This is a genomic window from Lewinellaceae bacterium, from assembly GCA_020636135.1.
GTDB lineage: Bacteria > Bacteroidota > Bacteroidia > Chitinophagales > Saprospiraceae > JAGQXC01.
The window spans coordinates 1431646-1454808 of the sequence record JACJYK010000001.1 but is presented as its reverse complement, the minus strand read 5'-3'; the positions used below and the strand labels follow the sequence as shown (position 1 = coordinate 1454808).

At 43.1% G+C, this 23163-nt stretch carries 20 protein-coding genes, 1 tRNA gene and 1 pseudogene; 15 read left to right on the top strand and 7 right to left on the bottom strand.

Going from position 1 to position 23163, the window contains the following annotated elements; translation table 11 throughout:
• Positions 1-3: 3 nt before the first annotated feature.
• The gene (gene lon, locus H6570_05415; GenBank protein MCB9318698.1) at positions 4-2400 is read right to left on the bottom strand and encodes an endopeptidase La; all 2397 of its coding nucleotides are present in this window, start codon (positions 2398-2400) and stop codon (positions 4-6) included.
• A 175-nt stretch (positions 2401-2575) separates the two neighbouring features.
• Positions 2576-2968 (bottom strand): hypothetical protein, encoded by a 393-nt coding sequence (locus tag H6570_05410; protein MCB9318697.1) that lies wholly within the window; start codon positions 2966-2968, stop codon positions 2576-2578.
• Positions 2969-3310: 342 nt separating this feature from the next.
• Between H6570_05410 and H6570_05405 the strand changes: the two genes are divergently transcribed.
• The 3 genes from H6570_05405 (at position 3311) to H6570_05395 (ending at position 6146) form a co-directional block, all read left to right on the top strand.
• Positions 3311-4189, top strand: coding sequence for a DUF1080 domain-containing protein (locus H6570_05405; protein ID MCB9318696.1), 879 nt, complete (start codon positions 3311-3313; stop codon positions 4187-4189).
• A gap of 182 nt (positions 4190-4371) precedes the next feature.
• On the top strand, positions 4372-5217 hold the full coding sequence (locus H6570_05400; GenBank protein MCB9318695.1) for a LytTR family transcriptional regulator: 846 nt from the start codon (positions 4372-4374) through the stop codon (positions 5215-5217).
• A 110-nt stretch (positions 5218-5327) separates the two neighbouring features.
• Complete coding sequence (locus H6570_05395; GenBank protein MCB9318694.1) at positions 5328-6146, top strand: cupin domain-containing protein; 819 nt, start codon at positions 5328-5330, stop codon at positions 6144-6146.
• Between the two features lie 10 nt (positions 6147-6156).
• Here the strand turns inward: H6570_05395 and H6570_05390 are convergent, their stop codons facing one another.
• From H6570_05390 to H6570_05370, 5 genes are all read right to left on the bottom strand, one after another.
• The gene (locus H6570_05390) at positions 6157-7041 is read right to left on the bottom strand and encodes a ChaN family lipoprotein (protein MCB9318693.1); all 885 of its coding nucleotides are present in this window, start codon (positions 7039-7041) and stop codon (positions 6157-6159) included.
• A 189-nt stretch (positions 7042-7230) separates the two neighbouring features.
• Positions 7231-7947 (bottom strand): hypothetical protein, encoded by a 717-nt coding sequence (locus H6570_05385; protein ID MCB9318692.1) that lies wholly within the window; start codon positions 7945-7947, stop codon positions 7231-7233.
• A 203-nt stretch (positions 7948-8150) separates the two neighbouring features.
• Positions 8151-9437 carry a beta-lactamase family protein gene (locus tag H6570_05380; protein MCB9318691.1) on the bottom strand — a complete coding sequence of 429 codons (1287 nt, stop codon included), beginning with the start codon at positions 9435-9437 and terminating at the stop codon, positions 8151-8153.
• 154 nt (positions 9438-9591) lie between these two features.
• Positions 9592-9987, bottom strand: a complete 396-nt coding sequence (locus tag H6570_05375) for a hypothetical protein (protein ID MCB9318690.1) — start codon at positions 9985-9987, stop codon at positions 9592-9594.
• Between the two features lie 257 nt (positions 9988-10244).
• The gene (locus H6570_05370) at positions 10245-12392 is read right to left on the bottom strand and encodes a carboxy terminal-processing peptidase (protein MCB9318689.1); all 2148 of its coding nucleotides are present in this window, start codon (positions 12390-12392) and stop codon (positions 10245-10247) included.
• A gap of 688 nt (positions 12393-13080) precedes the next feature.
• On the opposite strand from H6570_05370, the gene H6570_05365 reads away from it, so the two are divergent.
• The 12 genes and pseudogenes from H6570_05365 (at position 13081) to H6570_05310 (ending at position 22981) form a co-directional block, all read left to right on the top strand.
• Positions 13081-13716 carry an SGNH/GDSL hydrolase family protein gene (locus tag H6570_05365; protein ID MCB9318688.1) on the top strand — a complete coding sequence of 212 codons (636 nt, stop codon included), beginning with the start codon at positions 13081-13083 and terminating at the stop codon, positions 13714-13716.
• A 179-nt stretch (positions 13717-13895) separates the two neighbouring features.
• Positions 13896-14156, top strand: coding sequence for a GIY-YIG nuclease family protein (locus tag H6570_05360; protein ID MCB9318687.1), 261 nt, complete (start codon positions 13896-13898; stop codon positions 14154-14156).
• Positions 14130-14201 (top strand) — tRNA-Arg (locus H6570_05355). The genes H6570_05360 and H6570_05355 overlap by 27 nt, the downstream gene beginning before the upstream one ends.
• A gap of 121 nt (positions 14202-14322) precedes the next feature.
• Positions 14323-14574, top strand: a pseudogene (locus tag H6570_05350) (GIY-YIG nuclease family protein).
• A 232-nt stretch (positions 14575-14806) separates the two neighbouring features.
• On the top strand, positions 14807-15058 hold the full coding sequence (locus H6570_05345) for a GIY-YIG nuclease family protein (protein MCB9318686.1): 252 nt from the start codon (positions 14807-14809) through the stop codon (positions 15056-15058).
• A gap of 515 nt (positions 15059-15573) precedes the next feature.
• Positions 15574-16566, top strand: coding sequence for a hypothetical protein (locus H6570_05340; GenBank protein MCB9318685.1), 993 nt, complete (start codon positions 15574-15576; stop codon positions 16564-16566).
• Positions 16567-16721: 155 nt separating this feature from the next.
• On the top strand, positions 16722-18269 hold the full coding sequence (locus H6570_05335; GenBank protein ID MCB9318684.1) for an IS1182 family transposase: 1548 nt from the start codon (positions 16722-16724) through the stop codon (positions 18267-18269).
• Between the two features lie 66 nt (positions 18270-18335).
• On the top strand, positions 18336-19340 hold the full coding sequence (locus H6570_05330) for a DUF4238 domain-containing protein (GenBank protein ID MCB9318683.1): 1005 nt from the start codon (positions 18336-18338) through the stop codon (positions 19338-19340).
• A 34-nt stretch (positions 19341-19374) separates the two neighbouring features.
• A complete protein-coding gene (locus tag H6570_05325) occupies positions 19375-20043 on the top strand; it encodes a hypothetical protein (protein ID MCB9318682.1) in 669 nt (222 codons plus the stop codon).
• A gap of 165 nt (positions 20044-20208) precedes the next feature.
• Positions 20209-20988 carry an HNH endonuclease gene (locus H6570_05320; protein MCB9318681.1) on the top strand — a complete coding sequence of 260 codons (780 nt, stop codon included), beginning with the start codon at positions 20209-20211 and terminating at the stop codon, positions 20986-20988.
• Between the two features lie 180 nt (positions 20989-21168).
• The gene (locus tag H6570_05315) at positions 21169-22083 is read left to right on the top strand and encodes a DnaJ domain-containing protein (protein MCB9318680.1); all 915 of its coding nucleotides are present in this window, start codon (positions 21169-21171) and stop codon (positions 22081-22083) included.
• Positions 22073-22981: an Hsp70 family protein gene (locus H6570_05310; GenBank protein MCB9318679.1), complete on the top strand. Its 909-nt coding sequence runs from the start codon at positions 22073-22075 to the stop codon at positions 22979-22981. The genes H6570_05315 and H6570_05310 overlap by 11 nt, the downstream gene beginning before the upstream one ends.
• The last annotated feature ends 182 nt before the right edge of the window (positions 22982-23163 follow it).

The following is a 23163-nucleotide window of genomic DNA, read 5'->3' as shown; positions in this document are numbered from 1 at the left end:
GTATCAGGAGGTCACAGGTGGTTTTCCTCGAAATGCGACATCCAGTAAGTCGGAAAAATGACCAGCGAAATGTACCTTAAGGCCCTTCTTGACATAGTCGGGTAGTGTATCAAAGTCGTTTTTATTCTCTAAAGGAAAGATCAACTCCTTGATACCAACTCGTTTGGCCGCGATGGATTTCTCCTGAACTCCACCAATCGGCAAAACCTTACCCGTGAGGGATAATTCACCGGTCATGGCGATCCCTGGTTTGACCGCTTTATTGACGGCCAGGGAGTAGAGGGCCAGGGCCATGGTCACCCCGGCAGAAGGTCCATCCTTCGGTGTCGCTCCTGCTGGTACGTGCAGATGGATAAAGTTCTCATCAAAAAATTTACTGTAGCGCTCATCATGACTCAGGAGTGAACGCACATAACTGTAGGCTATTTCTGAAGACTCCTGCATCACACTCCCCAGTTGACCGGTTTGTTTAAACCCACTGCGCGCCGACTTGATGGCAGCAGCCTCGATGTATAGCGTGGCACCTCCAAAAGAAGTGTAAGCCAGCCCCAGCACGACACCGGGAATCGGCTTATCGTACAGCTGCTCGGTGTGAAAGATGGGTTTACCCAGGAATTTTTCAACGTCTTCTTTGTCGATGTGCAGGTCAGCCTCCTGTCCCTCAGCCAGGGCCAGGGTAGCCTTGCGAATAATTCTCCGGATGGCTTTTTCCAGGTTTCGTACCCCAGCTTCACGGGCATAATTGTCAATGATGTATTTCAGAGCTGTTTTGGTGAAGGTGATCTCGTTGCGCTTAAAACCATGGGCTTCCAGCTGTTTGGGAACCAGGTACTTCCGGGCAATTTCCACCTTTTCCTCCATGATGTACCCGGATAGTCGGATAACCTCCATGCGATCCAGCAAGGGCCCCGGGATGGTGTCCAGCTGATTGGCCGTGGTTACAAAGAGAACATTGGAAAGGTCAAAGGGGATATCCAGGTAGTGGTCCATAAATTCCTGGTTCTGTTCAGGATCCAGGACTTCCAGCAATGCACTGGCTGGGTCTCCCTGGAAGGACATACCGATCTTATCGATCTCATCCAGCATGATCACCGGGTTTGCGGTCTCTACCCGTTTCAGGCTCTGGATGATTTTTCCCGGCATGGCACCGATGTACGTCCGACGGTGCCCTTTAATCTCTGCCTCATCACGCATACCGCCAACCGAAAATCGGAAAAACTTGCGATTCAATGCAGAAGCGATGGATTTGCCAATGGAAGTCTTCCCGACTCCAGGAGGGCCTACCAGACAGATGATGGATCCCCCTATCCTGCCCCGCTTGATGATGGTGCTCAAATACTCCAGGATGCGGTCTTTTACATCCTGCAAGCCGTAGTGATCGCGATCCAGAATGCGCCTGGCCTTTTTGATATCGACACTGTCCTGGGAGTAAACTCCCCAGGGCAAATCAGCTATTAATAAGAGGTAATTGCGCGTGACATTGTATTCCGGTGACTGTGGATTGAGGACCTGCATCTTCTGGATCTCTTCATCAACCACTTTTTGTGCCTCCGCAGGTAATTTTTTGCCCGCCAGTTTTTCGCGCAGTTGTTCAACTTCATTCTCCGTCTCATCTTTCTCCAGCCCCAGCTCCTTTTTGATCGCACTGAGCTGTTCTCTAAGGAAAAATTCCCGTTGCTGTTCCTGGACTTTCTCGTTGATCTGATCGTTGATCTTCTGCTGGATCTTAGCCACCTCGTACTCTTCCCGCAACAATTCCATTAAGAACTCAGCCCTCTCTTGTAGATCAATCTTCTCGAGCAGCAGCTGCAGATCATCGCTGTCGGTGGTGAGGAGGTTGGAAATCAGGTCCATGGTCAGCCCGGGAGTATCGTAGTTCAACTGGGATACCAGCTGGTTGACCTGTTCCTTAAAGGTAGGATTCAGTTGCAGCAATTCCTTCACCTGGGTGCTGATCGCCAGCATGTAGGCTTTCAGCTCGGTGCCGGGTTTATCCTCCGGGTCCGTATAATAGGTCACTTCCCACCGCAGCCTGGGTACCACCAGCGAAATACGTTTTTTCCGGAAGCGCTTCACCGCCTGACCGAGGATCTGCAAATTGCCATTGGGCATGGGATTAGACCGGAAGACATGGAAGATAGTCCCCAAATCGTAATATTCGATCTCGTCTCCAACCTGGTCCTTCACATAGACCAAACCCACGTTGCCATTGTCCTTGTCCAATGCATTTTGAACCGATTCGATATCTTCCTTGCGGTCGATCAGCATCGGGATCACAATACCAGGAAATATAGGCCGCTTGAACAGCGGGATGATGTTCAGGTTACCTGGCAATACCTTCCCCGCCAGCAATGGTTTGTTCTGTGATTCCTCTACTTCGTGGTATTCGTTTTCTTCCATTATTGCTGCTTGTGTTTATTAAACAGCAATCCCCCGGGTTGGTTCGCCACGGGAAGAATCCCCCGGGTATTTGAAAAACGTAAGCCAGGCCAATGCAGGTTGTCTGTCTGTAATTCCTGCAGAGCAACATTTAAACTATTGGATGAACTTGATGGTTAAGACAGCAAATTTGCCATCAACCAGCCGATTTCGAATCGTTCGACCTGCTCACCATAAAGAATCCAATTGCCAGCAGAATTTGTATGGTTGCAGCCACCCAATGGACCTTGTTGGAGGGATCCGTAAACTGAGCATACAGACTGGTTAATGCATGGCATAAAAAATAGATCGCAAATCCCAGGGAAACGCCTGCTTTCGCTTGAGAAGCAGCAGCATTGCGTACGCACCAGGCAATAATGGCAAGGCCAAACATTTCTACCCCTGAAAACCGAAGGGCCATGATCACCCCATAAGGTATCTCAGATTCAATGTCGGCTGCATCCAACATGCCTTTCGTAAAAAAAATTGTTGCGAGGCCAAGAAAACCATAGAGGATAGCAGTTACAATGAATACAAAATTGAATTTCATTGAATTGGTTTTAGGATTAAAAAATATCTCGTTCACCCTGAGCATAGGATGATCAGACAAGGTGTCCCATTCATTCTGCTCCAGAGTTAATGATCAATCTGGAAGGGTATCCTCTAAGACTTAAAAACCAAATAAGTAGGTGGAATTATTCCCTGAATGAAAATCCTACTGAAGTTACATCATAGGTTTCAATATCATGAACATTTTTTTGTCAAAGGGCGTCCCCGATCATTGGACCGGAGTAATAAAAATGGAAGTAAAGTAGTCCTACAAATTATCAGCAAAGGTCACTCTTATTCCAAGCTCGTAGTCCTATCTTTATACCATCATAAAACAGAAAGGATGAGCACGGTGTTTTTTGCCTTAATTGCCTTTTGGGGTGCAATCTTTTCATGGCCGGATCCTCAACAAGATGGCTGGGAGCCACTACTGGACTCCGGACTGACAAAATGGGAGAATTACTTAAGTTATCGCCATAAAATCGACTACAACGGGAAGGTACCTGTCGACGACGAGGGCCATGAAATAGCCCCGATTGGGTACAACAAAGACGAGACACATGTATTCTCGGTCATACAGAGCCCGGAAGGGCCCATTTTGCGGGTGAGCGGTGAAATCTACGGATGCCTTTTTTCCAAAAAATCCTATAAAAACTATCACCTGACGATGCAGGTTAAATGGGGAGATACCAAATACGTGTCCCGCCTGGATAAACTGAAGGACTCGGGCATCCTCTACCATTCCATTGGCAAAGCTGGGGTCGAATACTGGCGGTCCTGGATGCTATCCCAGGAATTCCAGGTGATGGAAGGGCATATGGGTGATTTCTGGTGCCAAGCCAATTCAGCCATTGACATCCGGTCTTACCTACCGGAAGGGAACATGAATTCGGTCGCAGATATCAGCCAACCATTCCACCCGTTCAAGTCGGGTTCCGAGTCTTTTTGCATGCGTTCCTGCAATCGCGAAAGCCCGGATGGGGAATGGACCACACTGGATCTGATTTGTTTCGAGGGCAAGAGTATCCACATCGTAAACGGGCATGTGGTGATGGTCCTGCAAAACTCCCGCTACATCACTCCGGATGGAGAGGAGGTGCCCATGATCGAAGGCAAAATCCAGCTCCAGAGTGAAGCTGCGGAGGTCTTCTACCGGGATATCCGCATCAAACCATTGACCGAGTTACCTGATGAATACCAGGCGCTGTATGGCGATGATTAAGGCGTAATATGGGTTTTACCAGCCTACCCTGGTAAGGAAGTTCAGAAGAAAAGGAGTTTAGACATTATAATTGAGCTAATAACACAGACAGGAAGCATTTGCCTGAAATTCCCTTAGTCGGAAAACCGGGTTCTGCCGATGCATTGCAAGAAAACCACTGAAAAGCGTATTTTTCATATCCTATGAGCGCTGGATCGACGCTGGATTTTACAACCGGGAAGAAATACAAAATCGTGCTGGCAGGTGCCTGCAGTCTTTTTTCGTATACCTTCCTGCTCTTCTTTCAGCCCTTCGGCATCAATAATTATCGCCCGGATGAAAAAATAACCCCGCTGCTGGCGCTGGCACTGTTGGCATTTTGCCTGATCATATTCATGAGCTTTCTGGTTGGTGAATTTATCATCAGGCCCAAACGGATTCGGTGGAGCCAGGGTTTATGGTTCTATGGCTGGCTTGTTTTTGAAATAGCCCTCATCGGATCCATCTCTTTCCTGTTTTATAACGTGATTGGGGGATTTCATGATTTTCACTTCCACAGTTATCTGAAACACTTGATGGAGATGGGCTCCATCCTGGTGTTTCCCATAGCAGGTACCCTCTTTTATTTCCGGCATACCACAGTCGTTAAAGAATATGAAGCCATTGTTTCCGTCAGCGATGATCATCCGGACCTGGAAAATGTGGTTTTGTTTTCAGGAGATTACAAAAAAGATAAGATTGCCCTGAACCTTCAGAATGTAGTGTACATCCAGTCGGAGGACAATTATGCCAGCCTGAATTATGTGGAAGGCGACGAAATCAAAAAATACCTGATCCGCTCCACCCTGGCTGGTCTGGGGCAAAAGATTGCAGGGCCCACCATCGTGCGTTGCAACCGTTCCACCCTGGTCAATCTGATCCACCTGGAATCTTCCAGGACAGTTTCCGGAAAGCTTCAACTGAAATTGAACGGGGTTCCGCAAATCATTGAGGTTGCCCGGTCGCGACAGCAGGATCTTATCCAGCGTATCGAACAGCTCACCCGGTAAATCAACCCACCATTCATCCCCAGGCAGGCTTTTTTCATCCCTATTCCATGGATAACATGGCTTTTGATCGGGAAGGTCCCGTCTTTTGATGAAACTAAAATGAAATCGTCATGCTAAACAAAAAATTGAAATTCAGAATGCCTGCAAAGGTGGCGGGTCAACATTTCCTGCCATTCCTGCTTGCAATTATTTTCGTTAATAACCCTGCATCAGCCCAGGAAATCAACGTCTTATCCATCCTTAACGGGTTCGCGAAAGACTATGAACAGGATGTTACCTTAAAATCCGACGTAACCTTTGGGGTTAAAGTGGACAACCAATTTTACCAGGTTAAAGCGGTTGCCAAAACAGATGATTCCCCTGCTCATGTTGCAGTAACGGCCGGGCCGCCGGCAGAGCCTACCTTTTATTTTTATACGGATGGCGAAACATTAAAGAAGATTGAACGAGGATCCCTCAATGCATTGACCGGAGCTGCCAAGGCCTTTGAGTCGGATTTCGCTCCCTTCGACGCGGATGTGATGGAGGGCTTTCAGCCGGACGCCGGTTTCCTGAACACCCTCCTATCGACGATGTTTCATTTCTGGACAAAAGGGGTGCCGGAACGGATACCGTTCGGGTTGGACTATACCAGGATGACGCATGGAGCCCAGGCCAGCATATTTTACTATCAGGAAGGATTCCGGTCTGCCTTTGTGGCGGTCAAAAAAGGTCAGCATGCCAATCAGGACGAGCGATCCAGAAGCAATCCTTTCCCTACCTTATTCATAGCAACCAATGGACAGGGCATGATGATCATCAACGGTGTCACTTCTCGTGTTGCCAAGGGCGAAGCCATCTTCATTCCCGCTGGTATGGAACACGAGTTTTACAATGAAAACGACGAGCCTTTGGAGGGTATCCTGTTGATGTTTGGGGACGGAGCCTGATCGCGTCGGATTATCCCTTGGTTTGGGTCATGTTATCCGGGACCACGATGATGTAATTCGCGATGGTCCCTTTTTCTTCTCCGGTCATTTTATCCCATTCGGACTGATCAACGGTGGTGATGGATTTAATGGTAAGACCCGGATGCGTTTTGTTGATCCACCAGATGATGCCCTGATCGTTATTGGAATGATAGGAGCCATCAAAATGGAGGAGCAGATTTCCCGGCGAGAAGTTTTTCAGGGAGAAATAAGCCATGGTGGCATCTTTGGAAGCCTGTGCAGTTTGTATGTTCAACATATTTTCCGGCACATGCGCACCCATGTGTTCGGCCATTTCCGCGTAAGCTTTCACGGTTGGGTCAAAATATTTCTCCAGATCCGGCCCGATCATAGCCAAGGCTTCGGGGCTTAACTTCCGCAGGGCCTCCATGCCATAGGTATTGATCATGGAAGCATACCGGCGGGGGATATTGGTCGCGATAAACCGCAATCCATTGGCCTTGGCAAAATCCAATAAGGGCTTGTAATCGGTCTTGTAGTTTCCCCACAACTGCGTGATTTCCGGGATCATCTTATCCTCCGGATAAAAACCCTGCAAATATTCATCCAGGACCAGTTGATTGCCATTTTCGAACATCTCGGCACCCAGGTACAATTCCTGTCCCTTGATCTCAAAGAAACTTTTGGTCATTTCCAGTTGCAACCAGTGGGAGATGGGATTGTGATGTTGTTCTCCGAAAAAGACCATATCGCTATTCGCCAGATCAACGATCATCTGGTCGTAATCGGCGATTGCACCCTGATTGGTGAACAACTGATACGCTGGTTTATTCTGCGCATTGGCAGTCGTTGTTAGCATTAAAATCAACAGGGTTGTGCGGATTATATGGTTCATGGTAACTAATTAGGTGTAATTGGACTGGTGATGATTACCAAAAAAGAAGAATCTCTCCCGGCAAAAGATAGGGAGAAAATTTGAATAGACCTTGCTAAAACAGACGTGTTGATTCCAGCGCAAATCCGGGAATTGATCAGCCAACGGATTGTGATTCAGAAGCTGGCCAAAGGGATATCCCCATCCCAGTCAATCCAGATTACGCATCAGCTCATCAGCCATTAACTTTCCATCTTCCATGTCTTCGAATTTGACAAACGGATAGGGATAGTCAACGGAGTAGTAAAAATAATATTTCTCCGGTGCAAACAAGGACTGCCAACCTCCCACCGAAAGTGCAAGTACATTGCATGTAAATGTCCCGGCTTTCACAGCGACGGTCTTTACGCCAATTTGCTCCAGGTTCATGGATAACACACCACCATAAGCATACATGTAGGTTTTGAAGGAAACCCGATTCCCCTGCTTGAAGGGAAATCCCCGGAAAGCCACCAGATAAGCCAGGGGAGAATAAATGTTCGTTTCATTGGTCGTATAGGTCTTATCAAGGGATTTTTCTGCATTGAAAAAATGAACCTGGTCCCCTTTTTTCTCAAAAGATTGAACCACTTTATTGTCCTTCAGATCGATGCGTTTTTCGGAAATGGTCGTTAGATCTGCGTAGTTCACATTTATTTCATTGCGGTAAAGTCCACCTTCGTCGACAACAATGGCATAATATTTTGAATCATTATCCCCTTTTAATTCTATGTGGATCGTCGAAGTGACGTAACCTGTTTTTGCATCCAGGTATTCATGGATGACAAAGGCTTCGCTAGCCGGCAATCCGGGATTTCGCAATACCGGAGTCGTTGTCGTAGAAAGTGTGGGAAGGCACAAAAGCAAAAGCACTAATTTCAATTTCATATCGATGTACTGAGATGGGTTCTCCCTTAGGTTATCGATAGCGGTAGCTTATTCTTACCGTTTTATCTGATAATTAAGTAGATCATTACATTCTCACTACAAAAATGGACAATCAGTGACCGCAGAAGTAACGGTTCCGATTACAGTAGAGTAGATCCCGCCTGTCGTTTTTGACAAAATTGAAGGCTCCGTGCTGATTTGGATTAATAGCCTTCTTTTGGCCTATATAATAGTTGATTCAATTGATGCTCATATTTACCTAGCACATTCCAGATCGCATCGAACTCCTCCGCTCCTTCAACACTGGTTAAGAAATTAGTGTTGGTTATTAAAACCCTGCCGGTGTTTGATTTTGGATTAAAAAACATATAAGTTGATACCCCGGGCTCCAATCCTGAATGACCGATATATCCGGTTGGCGTAAATCCCATAAAGATTCCATAATTATAATCATCGGCATAGGGGTTGTCCAATGGACGTTCTGCAAAATTTTCACCGGTCAATTGTGCCCTAAATATTTCCTGATAACTATCCTTCGAAAGGATAAGACCATCTCCATTATATCCCCGGATGAGTTCCACTAAATAGGTTCCGAGATCATGGATATTGGTCAATAGGCCACCCTCCGGATAGGTGATCAGCGAATACAAAGGCAATTCCAGCTCCGGCTCCAAATAAAGCCTGGAATGGTGCTCCATGGAAACAGCATCAAACGACCACCCGGAAGCATCCATCTTCAAGGGCATCAAGATATGCCCGGTTGTAAATTCATCAAATGATTGCCCGACAGCTTGTTCAAGTATTACTGCGGCGAGCGTAGCCCCTACATTAGAATATTCGAATCGTTCACCCGGTTGATATTTGGAGAAATTTTCCAGGCCATAATATTCCCCACCAGGAACCAGCATTTTACGAAGAAATTCTTCCGGTGCTATTTTGGCAGCAGCTGGTTTAAAAGTCACACCATGATTTCGCAATGCCCGATAAACCATGGAATCGGAGCTGCTTTCATCCCGTGCGAGGACATACGATTGATTAAAGTAACGATAGGAATCCAACATCGTGGATGTATGTGTAGCCAGATGCCTGATGGTAATGGGTATTTCCGGGAACCAGGGATTATTAACTGCGTAGGGCAAATAGCTGTTGATCGGATCATCCAATTTTAATTTTCCCATTTCCTGGGCTTTCAGCAGGGCTATTCCGATGAGCGTTTTTGATATGGAACCAATATTCTGAATGGTCTGCTCCGTGTAGGGTTCACGGGTTTTGCTATTGCCATATCCGATTCCGGTTGCATACAAGAGTTGATTTTCATTGACAATCGCTACTGAAAATCCATTGATGTATCCCCGTTGATGGATTTGAACCAGTTCCAGCGTGAGGGCTTCTTTTACGCGTTCCGCTGCACTTTCTCTTTCTGCAACGGTGCTTTGATGGCAGGAAATAGTGCTAAACACCATCCATGCGGCAACTAGGATTTTACGCATATTCGTGGTATTAACATCCCTGATCTCCGTGTTCGATTTGCCAACAGATAACAAAGCCATGCATCAACAAAAGATATCAGTTGTTGATGCATGGCTGTTCAGGTATTCCTGGAAAATAATTCAGGAGATCGATAAATCTAAAAAGGATTGAAGATTACTCCATGGCCATGGGGAAGACCCGCAATGTTTCCAGGTTCTCGTCACAGGCATGTAAATCAACCTGGGCGCCACCAAATACGTCCCTGGACATTTCCGCGGCAAAGTTTTTAAACAAAGTGGCGTACTCCTGGTCTTGTTCCAACCCCTTTTTCACCACCATCTTGAATTCATAGGTGCCTCCGGTTTTGGCAAGTTGTACGGTTTTTTCCTGGCCGTCCGCAAAACCTGATGACACCAGGTATTCTCCAACCTTATCCGCTTCCGCATCCGTGATATCCGAAGTGTAAAAAAGCTGCGTGCCGTTGTAATTTTTTTCTGTCCCAAGGTCACCACATGCTACGATAAACAGCGTGGAAAGGACAAGCAGAAGGTGATTAAAATGCTTAATCATAAAAGTAAATGGTTTTTGAAGTTAACAATGTGAATACAGTTCACTAGCCTGTGGAATTTCTTGCTGGTAACGGTTACCAGAAATCCGTCCAAAAGACGCAGGCTAAAACATCTAATCTGGGCTCGAAAGTACAATTATTTGATCAACCAAATCATGCAACGGATAAAAAATAGCGCATCAGCGTAACTGGTACTTCGGAGCCTCTCCACCGTTGCCTTCAAAGTGAATGGCGTCGGCTAAATCCATCGTCCATGCTCCTAGTTACTCCCCCCCAGCAGGTCCTGCATGATGTTGAGCGTCTCCATGAGGTAGATGTCGCCCGCCACGTTAGTAACCCATTCTGCATTACGAGACTTTTTATTCTCATCTTCTTCAAGGGAAGGCATATCTGCGGTAAGGTTTCTCACCCGATTCATGGATGTGGTGGTGAATAGATTGTCAAACGGTTTTTTTTCTGCCTCTAATTTGCTCAGATATTGACGATAACCATCCAGATTCAGCGTGCAGGCGGATTCATCCCGGAGTTTCTTTAAAAATGCAGCATACCGATCGATTTCCGAAAATGCGTGGTTCTGCTTTACCCGTTCAGCGCTGAGCGTTTGAATTTCCTTCAGGTTTTTCAGGTTATATACCTTTTGCCCGAAAGGCACCGGTTCAATTTCTGACCACTGCAACGTAAAGTCGTACTGCTTTTCACCCAATCCCAGGTACCTGTTAGCTGCGGGTAGAGCAACATCCGGCACGACGCCCTGCAGATGGTAGGAGCCTCCTGTCACCCGGTAGATCAGGGAAGTCGTCACGGTGACGGTACCCAGCGGCATGAATTTGGGCTTGACAATCGGGGACCGGTCCAGGTCAAAGTCAGAACTCGCGCAGCCCTTCCCCCAGGTCGCATTACCTTCTCCTACGATAATGGCTCTGCCATAGTCCTGTAATGCTGCCGCTACATTTTCTGCCGCGGAAGCCGTGTATTTGTTGACCAGGATGATGAGTGGCCCGTCGTAAAGCACACTGGGATCTTCATCGCTATTTACCTCGGGCTTACCGCCAATCAAAACGGGAGGTCCATCCGGGCGAAAGGCGTATCGCTCCCGCTCCAGGGTTTGCATGACCGGACCCTCCCCGATGAATAATCCGGTCATCTTGATGGCTTCCCCCACGTTGCCACCTCCATTATCCCGTAAGTCGATGATCAGGCCTTTGACGCCCTCCTTCCTGAGCTTTTCAATTTCCATGGCAACGTCATCCGCGCAATGCACTCCGTTGTCATGATCGTAATCCCCATAAAAGTCCGGCAAATGGATCAGGCCGATTAATTCCTGATTTCCCGTTTCTAGGAGCAGGGATTTTGCCAGATCTTCCTCCACAATGACCACATCGCGCATCAATGCGATTTCATGGGAAGATCCATCCGGCTTTCTGATGACAAGGCGGACTTTTGAACCCGGCTTGCCCTGGATCAGTTGGACCACTTCATTATCGCTCATTCCGGTAACGTCGGTCCACTTTCCCCGGTCACCCTCCGCGACTTTTTCGATCCGGTCATTCACTTGCAGGATACCTTGCTTCCAGGCTGGCCCGCCGAAGGTAATTTCATCCGCTACGATGAATCCGCCCTGGGTTGTCAGGGATACGCCGATACCCTCCAGTCTTTTGATCTGCGCTGCGTCGTCCGCTGGTTTTCCGGCAGGTTCCAGGTAGTCCGAATGGGGGTCGAAGACGTTGGTCAGCGCTCTCAGGTATTCGCTAATGATTTCGGTGCGTGTATATGCTTCGTACCCGGAAAATAAATCATTGTAATGGTTAAGCACCTCATTGCGGGCTTCCTCTTCCAGTTGTTCATTGCTTTTACTTCGGTATGCTTCCTCGTTATTTTCCTTTTTGGTGATTTTTTCTGAAAGACGCGTCAACGTTTCCCATTTCAAATCCTGCCGCCAGTATTCTTTCAGCGCCTCATCATTCTTGGCATAGGGCCTTTTCTTTTGATCGGTGTCGTAGTCTTCGTTATGCGTAAAATCGAATGGTTTCGAGAGCAGCTCCAGGTAGTACTTTTTTGTTTTCCGGAGGGCTTTCTGCTCCAACTTGATCACCTGATCGAGGAAAGCGAAGGATCCTTCATTGGCTTCATCGTCCAATTGCCATTTGTACCCTTCCAGCACGTCCAGATCTTCCTGGGTCAGCCAGGATTTCGAGCCATGGACGCGGTTCAGATACAGGTTGTACAATTTTTCAGAGAACTGATCATCGATGTCCAACGGTTGGATATGGAAGGTGCTCAGACTCGACAACAGCGATTGCATTAATACAGCTTCGCGCTGCGCATTCTTCTCACGAGCGCTAAAAGCGGCGAAAAAGGTCACTGCGATCAACAGCGCAAGGGAAACTCCAATCTTTTTGTTTAGCACTTCAACGGATTTGATGTAAAAATTAATGAACCCAGTCCAAACTTACGAGCCTGTTTGGGATTATGGCCTATCCAATCGCAGGCGATGCATAAAGCTAAGTACTGAACGATTAAGCGATGGCATAACCCAGGACCGTTTACACAAGGATAGGAATACTCGACCAAAGAATGTTATGAAGCTCTGCTTATTGCCATTCATTTAGGATGCACAATTTAGGACCAAACTATTGCAGCTAAGGTTTTTCACGTTGCTTATATTCAAAAGTGGTAGTTTCAAGTTACCGATATCTCTTCAGGAGGGTTCACGCAACTGTTTGAACAATTCAAAACAGCATTTTTGCAGCCGTCGAAAGACGGTGAGGCGTGCGTTTGCCGCAAAAATGGTGACTCCGAAGAACTTAATATCCTGAACCACATACAGTTGATCCGAAGCTAAAGTGAGTTTTGCGTGAAACGAGGTTTTTGGTTCGTTTTTGCCGGAACAAAAATGAACGAATACGCTAAGCAACGACATGCAACCAAATGACATTACGGTACAATGTAATTTCCATAAAAAATCTTCCTCAATTTTTTGATAAAAGGTAATAATATTAGATTCTCTACAAACCGTATATGATTTGGTAAGCTAACCACTCAATGCGTTAGCACTAATTTGTTGTAAGTTTCCTTGGGCTAATCAATCAATAAGCATGAATCCAATCCACAACACCATTTTCCTGGGTCTGTTTCTTATAAGCATTTTCGCCGTAAAGGAAGTTCAAACCAAACGCATTTTATGTTTTGGGGATTCCATAACGGCGTATGGCGAATGGGTGGAGGAAGTAGGCAACCTGGATTCTTTCAGCACGATCAATGCCGGGAGGGGTGGTCGCCGGGCCGTTCAGGCACGGGCGGAACTGGCGCCCTACTTAAATCAATATCCGGACCTTGACCTGTTATTGGTGTTTTTGGGTGTCAATGACTTGCCGGCGCGGGACCCGCGGCCCGGGGATGTCAAGATTGCCGAGTGCGTGGACAGCATTGCTGTGGCTATAGATTTAGCATTGCATTACTTTAAGCCCAAAGACATCGTACTCATCGCACCCTGCAATGTCAATCCCGCGTTGATGGATTCCATCAACCTGGCGAAAGGATATGACATTACTCCCCCATTACTGGCCAGGATGGAGCAGCAATACCAACTGCTGGCGGCAAAAAAAGGCATCTCCTTTCTAAGCCTGTTCCGGGTGGTGCATCCGGAGCACTATAGGGATGGCTTGCATCCCAACCAGGCCGGCGACCGTGAAATTGGGGAAGCCATCAAAGCCTATCTGTTGTCGAGGTAGTTTATTCGAAGCCTTCCCGTTGTTTGGTGAAATGGCCGGGAATAACCAAATTTGCATGCTGAACCACCAGATGGCCCCGTACCTGCCCGACTGAATTCGTTCAGGCGGGGTTCAACGGATAGTGAATGGTACTTTCCTAAACTTTTGATCCAGGATACTAAACACTTCAACAGCATTGTATGTACTACACCTACGTCATTCAATCCGATTCATTTGGCCGGCGATATAAAGGTTGTTGTCAAGATCTGGACAAGCGCTTGAAAGAGCACAATTCTGGTCAAACCCGATCCACAAAACCATTTGCCCCCTGGAGGTTGGTGTATTACGAAGAATTTGACACCTTTGCAGAAGCCAGGGCTCGGGAGAAATATTTCAAAACGGCTGCTGGCAGACGCTTTCTGAATAATAAGTTAGGCCCTGTAGTTCAACGGATAGAATAGGAGTTTCCTAAACTCTAGATCCAGGTTCGATTCCTGGCAGGGCTACTAAAAGTCATAATGAGCGTGTACCTAACTGGCCCCGTACTTTTTTACCCGAACAACTAAGTTGGGCGGGCCTAAACTCTAGATCCAGGTTCGATTCCTGGCGGGACTACTAAATACTACTATGTACTACACCTATGTAATTCAATCTGATCTTCATGCTAAACGGTATAAGGGGTATTGAAGTGACTTAGAGAAACGATTGCATGAACACAACGCTGGCCAGACTAAATCAACCAAGGCTTTCATTCCTTGGCGGATGGTATACTTTGAAGTATTTGGCACCTTTGCAGAAGCCAGGGTTCGGGAGAAATATTTCAAAACCACAGCAGGCAGGCGTTTTATAAATAATAAGATAGGACCATTATATAACTAATCACCTCTTCAAGGGCAAAGCTCAACGGATACCCGCCCGAACGACGTTCAGTCGGGCGGGGAATAGGAGTTTCCTAAACTCTAGATCCAGGTTCGATTCCTGGCAGGGCTACTAAAAGTCATAATGAGCGTGTAACTAACTTGGCCCGTACTTTTTTACCCGAACAACGAAGTTGGGCGGGCCTAAACTTTTGATCCAGGTTCGATTCCTGGCGGGGCTACAAAATACTACTATGTACTACACCTATGTAATTCAATCTGATATTCATGCTAAACGGTATAAGGGGTGTTGTAGTGACTTAGAGAAACGATTGCATGAACACAACGCTGGCCTGACTAAATCAACCAAATCTTTCATTCCTTGGCGGATTGTATACATCGAAGTATTTGACACCTTTGTAGAGGCCAGGACTCGGGAGAAATATTTCAAAACGGCTGCTGGCAGTCGCTTTCTGAATAAAAAGATAGGTCCATTATATAACTAATTACCTCTTCAAGTGCAAGGCGAAACGGATACCCGCCCGAACGACGTTCGGTCGGGCGGGGAATAGGAGTTTCCTAAACTCTAGATCCAGGTTCGATTCCTGGCGGGGCTACTAAATACTACAGTATTCTAGGAACTTATAAGTATCTGTAGGTGAAACTGTTGCGGTTTTAACCAGATGACACATGGCTAACTCAATAGTCCACAGAATGGGATGTCAGGATGGAGTTTAAATCTGGATATTCACTCACCATCCAATCTCATTTGGTCAATAAACCTCTTCAGGACGCATCATCAAACTGCCTTTTATTACAAATAATGAACATTTACTAGATCTTTTCTACCCTAATATGTAGATTTGGTACAAAGGAGCACTATGCCATTAGGCACCACTATCCGTAGAAGTTTAAGATACGATGGTTGAGATAAACCGCTACGAAGTAGCGTACAATAGGACGTATGAGTCTGTAAACCGAACAAAATACGCGTATATAAACAAGTTAGAGATAATCAAAGATGAATTATAAACAGACATTAGAATACTTAATTGCCAATACAAGTCTTAAGGAAGCAAAAGTGTTCGATTACACAGGTGATGCAGGTGAAGAGTACTTTCAAAAACTTTTTGAATTTTACACAGGTAACCTTAAACACAACTCACATTTTGGAGCAAATCCTTCTTACTTAGTTTATTACGGGAAGAATGAAATATATGCAGAAGCAAAAAAATCAAATAACCATTATATCCTTGCTTTTGACAAAGGCATAGTTTATAGATTGGAGCGGTGGTTCGGATTGTATTTTGACTTTGAACAAATTCCAGGGCTTGAAAGCTTTGCTGATCTTAATAAAGAACTTGGTCATAAGATTTCAGAAATGTTAGAACAATCAATAAATCATTTCACTTTTTATCACGAATTTGCCCACTTAATCCAATTCGCCCAAGAAGAATCTTTTGAAAGGGAAGACTATTTAGCTGGAGATTGTAAATATAATGAAGTTATACAAACCGAAGAGTTTGATGCGGATACATTTGCTGGAATATGTCTCGCCACTCATCTCTTTCAATTAATTGATAAATGGATGAAAGGACGAATGAACAACAGTAACTTAAATGAACTGCCAGCAATAATCATTGGTGCGGTGATGGCTTACATATTAGCATTACCTATGTGCAAAGAAGAATTCTATACAGAAGAAGGATCACATCCCCATAACAGTATTAGAGCACTAAATATTCTGGGAGTGATTTCAACTCATTTTAAAGAGATTCTTATGAAAAAGAAATATCCAATTTCAATAAACGATGGTAATATCTTCATAAGATCAGCCATAGTTCTTGAAAAACTACTAATTCAGTTTGGTATGGAAGATACATTTAAACGTTTTCAACTGGACGTTCGTGATAATGGAGTTGAGATTAAATCTTATCACAAAACCTTAGAGTCGAGAATGATTGCATACAACTTTTCAGCAGTTAAACAATGGAATGCTCAAAACAAAAAGTAGAATGACTATCTCTAACAAGTGATATGAGATCAGACTTGCTGTCGCTGCGTCCGCTCCATATCACAACACCGTCAGACTGTGCAATAACCTATAATTATATTTTTTAATGTGATACTTTTTTCGTAAATTAATACTATCACCAACGAACATATATTATGGACTTTGTCGAAGGTCAAGATCGCGAACAAATGTTCATCTCTTCGATCGAACAAATGGTCGACCCAGAAGCTTTTGTTCGTATTATCGATGCTTTTATTGATGTGCTTCCTCTAGAGCAGTTTGATTTCAAAAACCTTGAGTTAAATGAACAGGGTCGCCCACCGTTTCACCCAGGTGTACTCCTCAAACTTTATCTCTATGGCTATCAGAATGGCATCCGGTCCTGCCGTAAACTAGAACATGCCTGTAAGGTCAATCTGGAAGTCATCTGGCTTTTAAAAGGTAGACGACCTCACTATAAGACCATTGCTAATTTCCGCAAGCAGAATGCACTAGCTTTTCGTCAGGTCTTTCGCCATTTTGTTGCCATGCTCAAAGGCTGGAGACTTATTGAGGGCAAAACCATTGCGATCGACTCTTTTAAAGTCCGGGCTCAAAATAGCCTCAAAAACAACTACAATTTGGCCAAAATCCACCGGCACCTGGATTACATCGATGCCAAAATCGATGCTTACTGTGAAGAACTCGATCAAGCTGATGATGACGAAGAAAAAGAGCAGCTGCATGCCAAGATCAACGATCAGATTGACAAGTGGAATCAGTACTGCGAACTTGGAGATGAAATCATCCAATCCGGTAAAGAACAACTGTCCACTACCGATCCCGATGCTCAAGCTGTTATCCTACACCGAAATATTGTCAACGTAGGATATAACATCCAAGCAGCTAGTGATGCTAAACACAAGCTCCTCGCTGCCTTTGATACCGGTGATGTCAATGATACCCATGCCCTCGAATCCATGGTCCTCCAGGTTCAAGAAAACTTGGAAATCACTAAGTTTGATGTACTCGCTGATAAAGGATATCATACCGCCGCCCAGCTAGCAGCCTGTGAAGCCCTCAACGTTACCACTTATGTTTCACCTAAAGCCAACTCAGCCAATATCACCAATCAAGTCTTCCCGGTCGAGGACTTCAAATATCACCCTGGATCCGATACCTATCGTTGCCCCAATGGTTCCATCTTGCGATCCAATGAAATGATCTACCATCGCAAATCTAAAAAGCCCAAACATCCAGCTGCACGTTTTAAACATTACAGAACAGCTGATTGCAAGCATTGCCCCATTCGATCGCAATGCACCAATGCCAGAAATGGCAGAATCATCCAACGAATCGAATTCCAATCTTCTATTGATCGCAACAATAAGCGAGTACATCAAAAACCAGACTACTACCGCCAACGTCAACAAATCATTGAGCATCAATTCGGAACTTTCAAAAGACAATGGGATTTCACTTATGTCCTCATGAAAGGAAAGGATCAAATACTTGGTGAGATCGCACTTCTATTCTCAACCTACAATCTCAGGAGAACTGTTTCTATACTTGGATTTTCGGTATTCCTCAAGCGCCTAAAAGACGCTTTTTTGACTATATTTGATAATATACTGCTGACAGTCTTGATGGTACGCCACATTCAACTTTCATTTTTAACATACCCTCAGCTGCCACAGTTTAGGACAACACAAAAGATAAATTAGATAGGGAGTTGATGCACAGACTCCCGTTGGCAGCAATAAGGTAAAATCTTGACAAACTAAACGAAAATGTCAAAAGACTTAGTTAAACGGCAACATTACGTTCCAAGGACATATTTGAAAAATTTTGCCAGTAAACAGAAGGGTGATGAATTTTTTGTAAAGGCTCTACCAATAGACAATCCACAATCTGACAAGATTTTTGAAATCAATATCAAAAACGTTTGCCTTGAGCGAAACCTTTATACACTTCCTGGAGAAACTGTAGATCAGCAAATGTTATTAGAGAAATTTTACTCTGACGAAATTGAACAACATTATAATAATATTTATTCGCTTTTAACTAACCCAGCTAAAACAAATGTCACCCCTGAGGAAAGAGAGTTAATTATTTCAACTGTTGTAACCACATTTTATAGGACAACCAAATGGATTAATCAGCATAACGATTTGATGAAAAGAGTCTATGCACAAATGTTTGCAATTTGTCAACAAACAGGCAAAGATTACTTTCTGTTTGAGGGAACCAAAATATCTATAAAAGATAAATCATTAGATGACCTTTTAATCGAGCATAAAATTGAAAATAGACCAGGACAAGTGATTACTCAATTGGAGGTAGCACTAAAGCTCATTCAAATTAGAGTGATAAGTGACAACATTTTTGTTTCAAAACTTTCTGATGCTGACAGTGAATTTATTACCAGCGACAATCCTGTAATCCTTCAAAATTTAAAAGGTGGACATATTACTCCGTTTGACCCAAGTAACATAATGAAGCTTCCTCTCGATAAAAAACATGTGTTGTTCTTGATTCCTGATGCTGATGAGGATGCTAGAAATTTAATTGTTAGGCACAATGTATCTGGACTATTCTGTAAGACCGAAAAATTGATTTCAAATACAGAGCAATTTCAAAAGGCAGACAGATTTATACTAGGAGACGATAGCTCATTGAATAGCTATTTACAAACAAAAGACTTAGCTGAACGACCTTTGACAGAGGACGAGCTAAAAAAAATTACATCATTTGATGAATATGTTAAAAAAGGAAAGGACTTAGGACTATTTTAGAAAAAAAACTGCTGTCAATCCTTAATGATATGCCATGAACATACAACCTTATCTTGAGCAAATAAATAACCTCAATCCACTAGAACAAGTAGTTTACTTCAACAGTGACCATTGGGTAAACTTCGACTATAAAAATAATTTGGTCTCTGATGAAATGATTTTTATTGCCCATAAATATGCAAATCATATCACACGAGGCGATATTATCAATCATTTACGATCTCAGCATGGGTCTTTGATGAGCGGATTCATTTTGACAATGATCTGGGGTCACGGTTATTCAGAAAATGGAAGAGCCGATAACCGAGGTCCATGGAAGGTCTCAAATATGCTAAATACATACGATCAGGCTCTCACCATTTTGGAAAGTGCCAAAACATGTTTGGAAAAAAATGATATACATGCAGCGCATGTTTCATTCAATCAAATGAAAAGGTGCCGAGTCAACTTCTTCTCCAAGTTCCTTTATTTTCTTGGTCGATCCCTCAATATGAAAAAATACCCATTGATCTTTGATGCAAGAGTGGCAAAAACCATAAGTCTAGTTAACTCTATCAATCAGGATCTTTGCCATATTCTAAATATAGAGCCAAATCAAAAGCCTGAAGCCTATGTTCACTATGTGAATCAAATGCACGAAATATCACAAACCAATGATGTTGATGCCGATAAATTGGAGTTATTCTTTTTTAAAGGACTTTAGGCTATAAGAACTGTTGTAATAGCCAATGTGCTAGCCATGTACCAGATAAAGTCTTTTAGTTCCGTATGTCCCATCTTCGAAAGAAACCAAGTGCTCATCAAACGAACTAGCCATAATGCCAACTTTCGGCAGCATTATTTTAAAACTATTCTTAAATTTGAGTATATGACGAATAACATAAGCCAATTTGGATTTATCCTGCTTTTAATGACAGCTTTGTCGGTTGATAACGATTCATATGCACAGACAACTAACACGACATATAAAAAATCTACATATACTACATCCCAAATAAAGAAACCAACTTACAATTTAGCTGGGACTAAATACATTTTAGGGGAAACATACAAAACAACAGGACAACCAAAAGTAGAACGAAACTCATCGGCCAGAAAGGAATTTTTAAAAAGTAGGGGTTACTTAAAAGTTCCAAATGGTTACCAAGTTGACCATATTGTTCCTTTATCCCAAGGAGGTCGGGATGTTCCCAGTAACATGCAGTTAATTACTATAGAACAACATAATCAGAAAACTGCTACGGAAAGAAGAAATGTAAGTTCAACATATGGCAATAAAACTTTCAACTATTCAACCCGCAAATCAATTAGTAGACCCTATAAGGCCCCTTCTTTTAACTATTCAACCCCCAAATTAACAAGCAGATCCTATAAGTCTCCTTCTTTTAACTATTCAACCCCGAAGTCAACAAGCAGATCTTACAAGGCTCCTTCTTTTAAATATTCAACCCCGAAATCAATTAGTAGACCCTATAAGGCTTCTTCTTTCAAATATTCAACCCCGAAATCAATTAGTAGACCCTATAAGGCTCCTTCTTTTAAATATTCAGCCCCGAAATCAATTAGTAGACCCTACAAGGCCCCTTCTTTCAAATATTCAGCCCCGAAATTATCAAGTACTAAAAGATACTCAAATAGCATCTGGTAAAAATTATACTGCTGCCAACCTGGCGCATAACTACCATCCCGCCTGATAGAATGAGGTACAAAGGAAGAATATGAAACTATCAACCGACATTGTAACTTAGAAGAATTCAATCAAAGGCGGGACGGCGCATGCGCCCAGACGGTGGGCGTCATGCTACAGTGAGTTGTAACTTATCAAAAAATGATAGAAGAACCAACCCTTGACATTTCCAAACTCATCAAACGCTTAGAGTTAATCAGAAACCTAATCGCCTTGGAAGAGGAAGATGAAATCAATGCTCATATTGTAAAACTTGAGCAACAGAACCTACCATTGGATGTTAAAAATATCGTTAAAGCTCTTAAGTCCAAATCTTATAGTGAAGCAGTAACTACCATTGATACTTTTATCAATAGCCACCAAAGGCTTGTTATATACAATGACCCACAAGTTGAAGCATTAAGATTAGAAATAAGATCTTTAGAAGTTGAATTAAATGCATTGTCGAATGATAAAGCTGATTTAGAAAAGGTTATTCATGAATTTGGAGTAAGGCATAACAAAGAATTAGGAGAACTGCTTTTAAAAGTTTTGCGTTACCGAAAAGAAAAAGCAAAGGGAACTAATAATGAAAGTGAAGCTGAATACGATTACAATACCTACCAAAATCAATTTGAGGCTTCAAAAGATGAGCAAGAAATAGTACTCACAGACGAGGAACAGAAAGAACTAAAAGACAAGTATCGTAAAGCAAGCAAACTTTGTCATCCAGATGTGGTCAGTAATGAACAAAAAGAATTAGCCACAAAACTCTTTTCGGAACTAAGTCTTGCATATGAGGAGAACGATTTAGAAAAAGTAAAAGAGATTTTAAGCAATTTAGAAAAAGGAAACTTCTTTGTCAGTAAATCTGATGTTATTAGTGAGAAGCAAATTTTAAAAGCTGAAATGGAAAAGCTACGATTTAGAATTGCAGAATTGAAAAAAGAAATTGAACTTATAAAGAACAGTGAAACATATAAGACGATTATCAGCATTGTGAATTGGGATGAATACTTTGAAAAGGCTAAACTAAAATTACAGCAGCAAGCAAACAATTTTGAGGATGGGCAATGAACTTACGAAATATCAAGGCGAGATTATCAGACGTGTTGAGATAGCTATAAATATCACCAATAAACTAATCAAGGCTAATCCAAATCAGGCTTTGCAACTTTATGACCCGTTAAAGAACAAGTACAATGATATAGCAAAAGAAGAGTTGATTGAATTTATCAAGGTGAACTTTTGGTATTTTTTGAGTGCAATTTTTCGGAAAGAAAGAACAAAATACTATTATACTACAACTGAAATTTCAAAAGAAATACTTGACAGAATTAGAAGTACCAAACATAAGTTTGAATTTCCCAGATGTTCATACAAAGATAGAATTGAGGGCGAAGCATTTGATAGAATGAAGGATACAAAGCCTTATGAAATTTCAATGAAATTGGACGAAGCTTTTAAGCAGTCATTATTAGATTTAATTTGCCCCACAATCGCTGGAAAAATTTTATCGCACTTTGCTGATACTTCAATTGGACATATTCTTTTTTCTGAAATAAATCATTCATTAGAAGATGTTATTCCTTTGTCTCTTTATTATGCGTTACCAAACGGATTAGCCGAACTTATCCTAAAAGTAAATACACCAATACCAGTACAAACAACAATAAATTTTAAGACTTCCGAAGACTGGCAAACGAATATTAAAGTTCATTTACTTCAAGGTTTCAGCACTGTAGCGAAAGAGAATAAAAGCCTTATAAAATTTACTATTGACAATGTTCCGCCACAACTAAGAGGTAGTCAGCAGATAGAAGTCATATTGACGATTGACATTAATGGAATACTTCATTTAGATAGTTTAGACAGAAATATTAAAATATTCATTGACAAAAAATTTGACGGATTAAGCAAGGAACAAATAAGAGAATTAAGAGAAAAATGTTTAGGTAAATCCGTAATGACTTAAAGGAACAGCACGAACGCCCAACAAAAGGTTTGCCGCAAGGCTGGCGGACGGAACAACAATCGGCGGTTGTACTGCTATCAGCTAATATCGGGCTTGACTGAATTCTATTTAGCTTTTAGTTGTTAACTTCAGCAACCGTTTTTTATTTGTTTCAGTTGGCGGGCTGACAGTTATAAAATACC

Coding starts and splice junctions, on each gene's coding strand:
- H6570_05315 (MCB9318680.1), top strand. CDS start 21,169: ATGATAGAAGAACCAACCCTTGACATTTCCAAACTCATCAAACGCTTA.
- H6570_05360 (MCB9318687.1), top strand. CDS start 13,896: ATGTACTACACCTACGTCATTCAATCCGATTCATTTGGCCGGCGATAT.
- H6570_05330 (MCB9318683.1), top strand. CDS start 18,336: ATGTCAAAAGACTTAGTTAAACGGCAACATTACGTTCCAAGGACATAT.
- H6570_05345 (MCB9318686.1), top strand. CDS start 14,807: ATGTACTACACCTATGTAATTCAATCTGATATTCATGCTAAACGGTAT.
- H6570_05375 (MCB9318690.1), bottom strand. CDS start 9,987: ATGATTAAGCATTTTAATCACCTTCTGCTTGTCCTTTCCACGCTGTTT.
- H6570_05335 (MCB9318684.1), top strand. CDS start 16,722: ATGGACTTTGTCGAAGGTCAAGATCGCGAACAAATGTTCATCTCTTCG.
- H6570_05410 (MCB9318697.1), bottom strand. CDS start 2,968: ATGAAATTCAATTTTGTATTCATTGTAACTGCTATCCTCTATGGTTTT.
- H6570_05400 (MCB9318695.1), top strand. CDS start 4,372: ATGAGCGCTGGATCGACGCTGGATTTTACAACCGGGAAGAAATACAAA.
- H6570_05320 (MCB9318681.1), top strand. CDS start 20,209: ATGACGAATAACATAAGCCAATTTGGATTTATCCTGCTTTTAATGACA.
- H6570_05385 (MCB9318692.1), bottom strand. CDS start 7,947: ATGAAATTGAAATTAGTGCTTTTGCTTTTGTGCCTTCCCACACTTTCT.
- H6570_05340 (MCB9318685.1), top strand. CDS start 15,574: ATGAATTATAAACAGACATTAGAATACTTAATTGCCAATACAAGTCTT.
- H6570_05390 (MCB9318693.1), bottom strand. CDS start 7,041: ATGAACCATATAATCCGCACAACCCTGTTGATTTTAATGCTAACAACG.
- H6570_05365 (MCB9318688.1), top strand. CDS start 13,081: ATGAATCCAATCCACAACACCATTTTCCTGGGTCTGTTTCTTATAAGC.
- H6570_05380 (MCB9318691.1), bottom strand. CDS start 9,437: ATGCGTAAAATCCTAGTTGCCGCATGGATGGTGTTTAGCACTATTTCC.
- H6570_05325 (MCB9318682.1), top strand. CDS start 19,375: ATGAACATACAACCTTATCTTGAGCAAATAAATAACCTCAATCCACTA.
- H6570_05405 (MCB9318696.1), top strand. CDS start 3,311: ATGAGCACGGTGTTTTTTGCCTTAATTGCCTTTTGGGGTGCAATCTTT.
- H6570_05310 (MCB9318679.1), top strand. CDS start 22,073: ATGGGCAATGAACTTACGAAATATCAAGGCGAGATTATCAGACGTGTT.
- lon (MCB9318698.1), bottom strand. CDS start 2,400: ATGGAAGAAAACGAATACCACGAAGTAGAGGAATCACAGAACAAACCA.
- H6570_05395 (MCB9318694.1), top strand. CDS start 5,328: ATGCTAAACAAAAAATTGAAATTCAGAATGCCTGCAAAGGTGGCGGGT.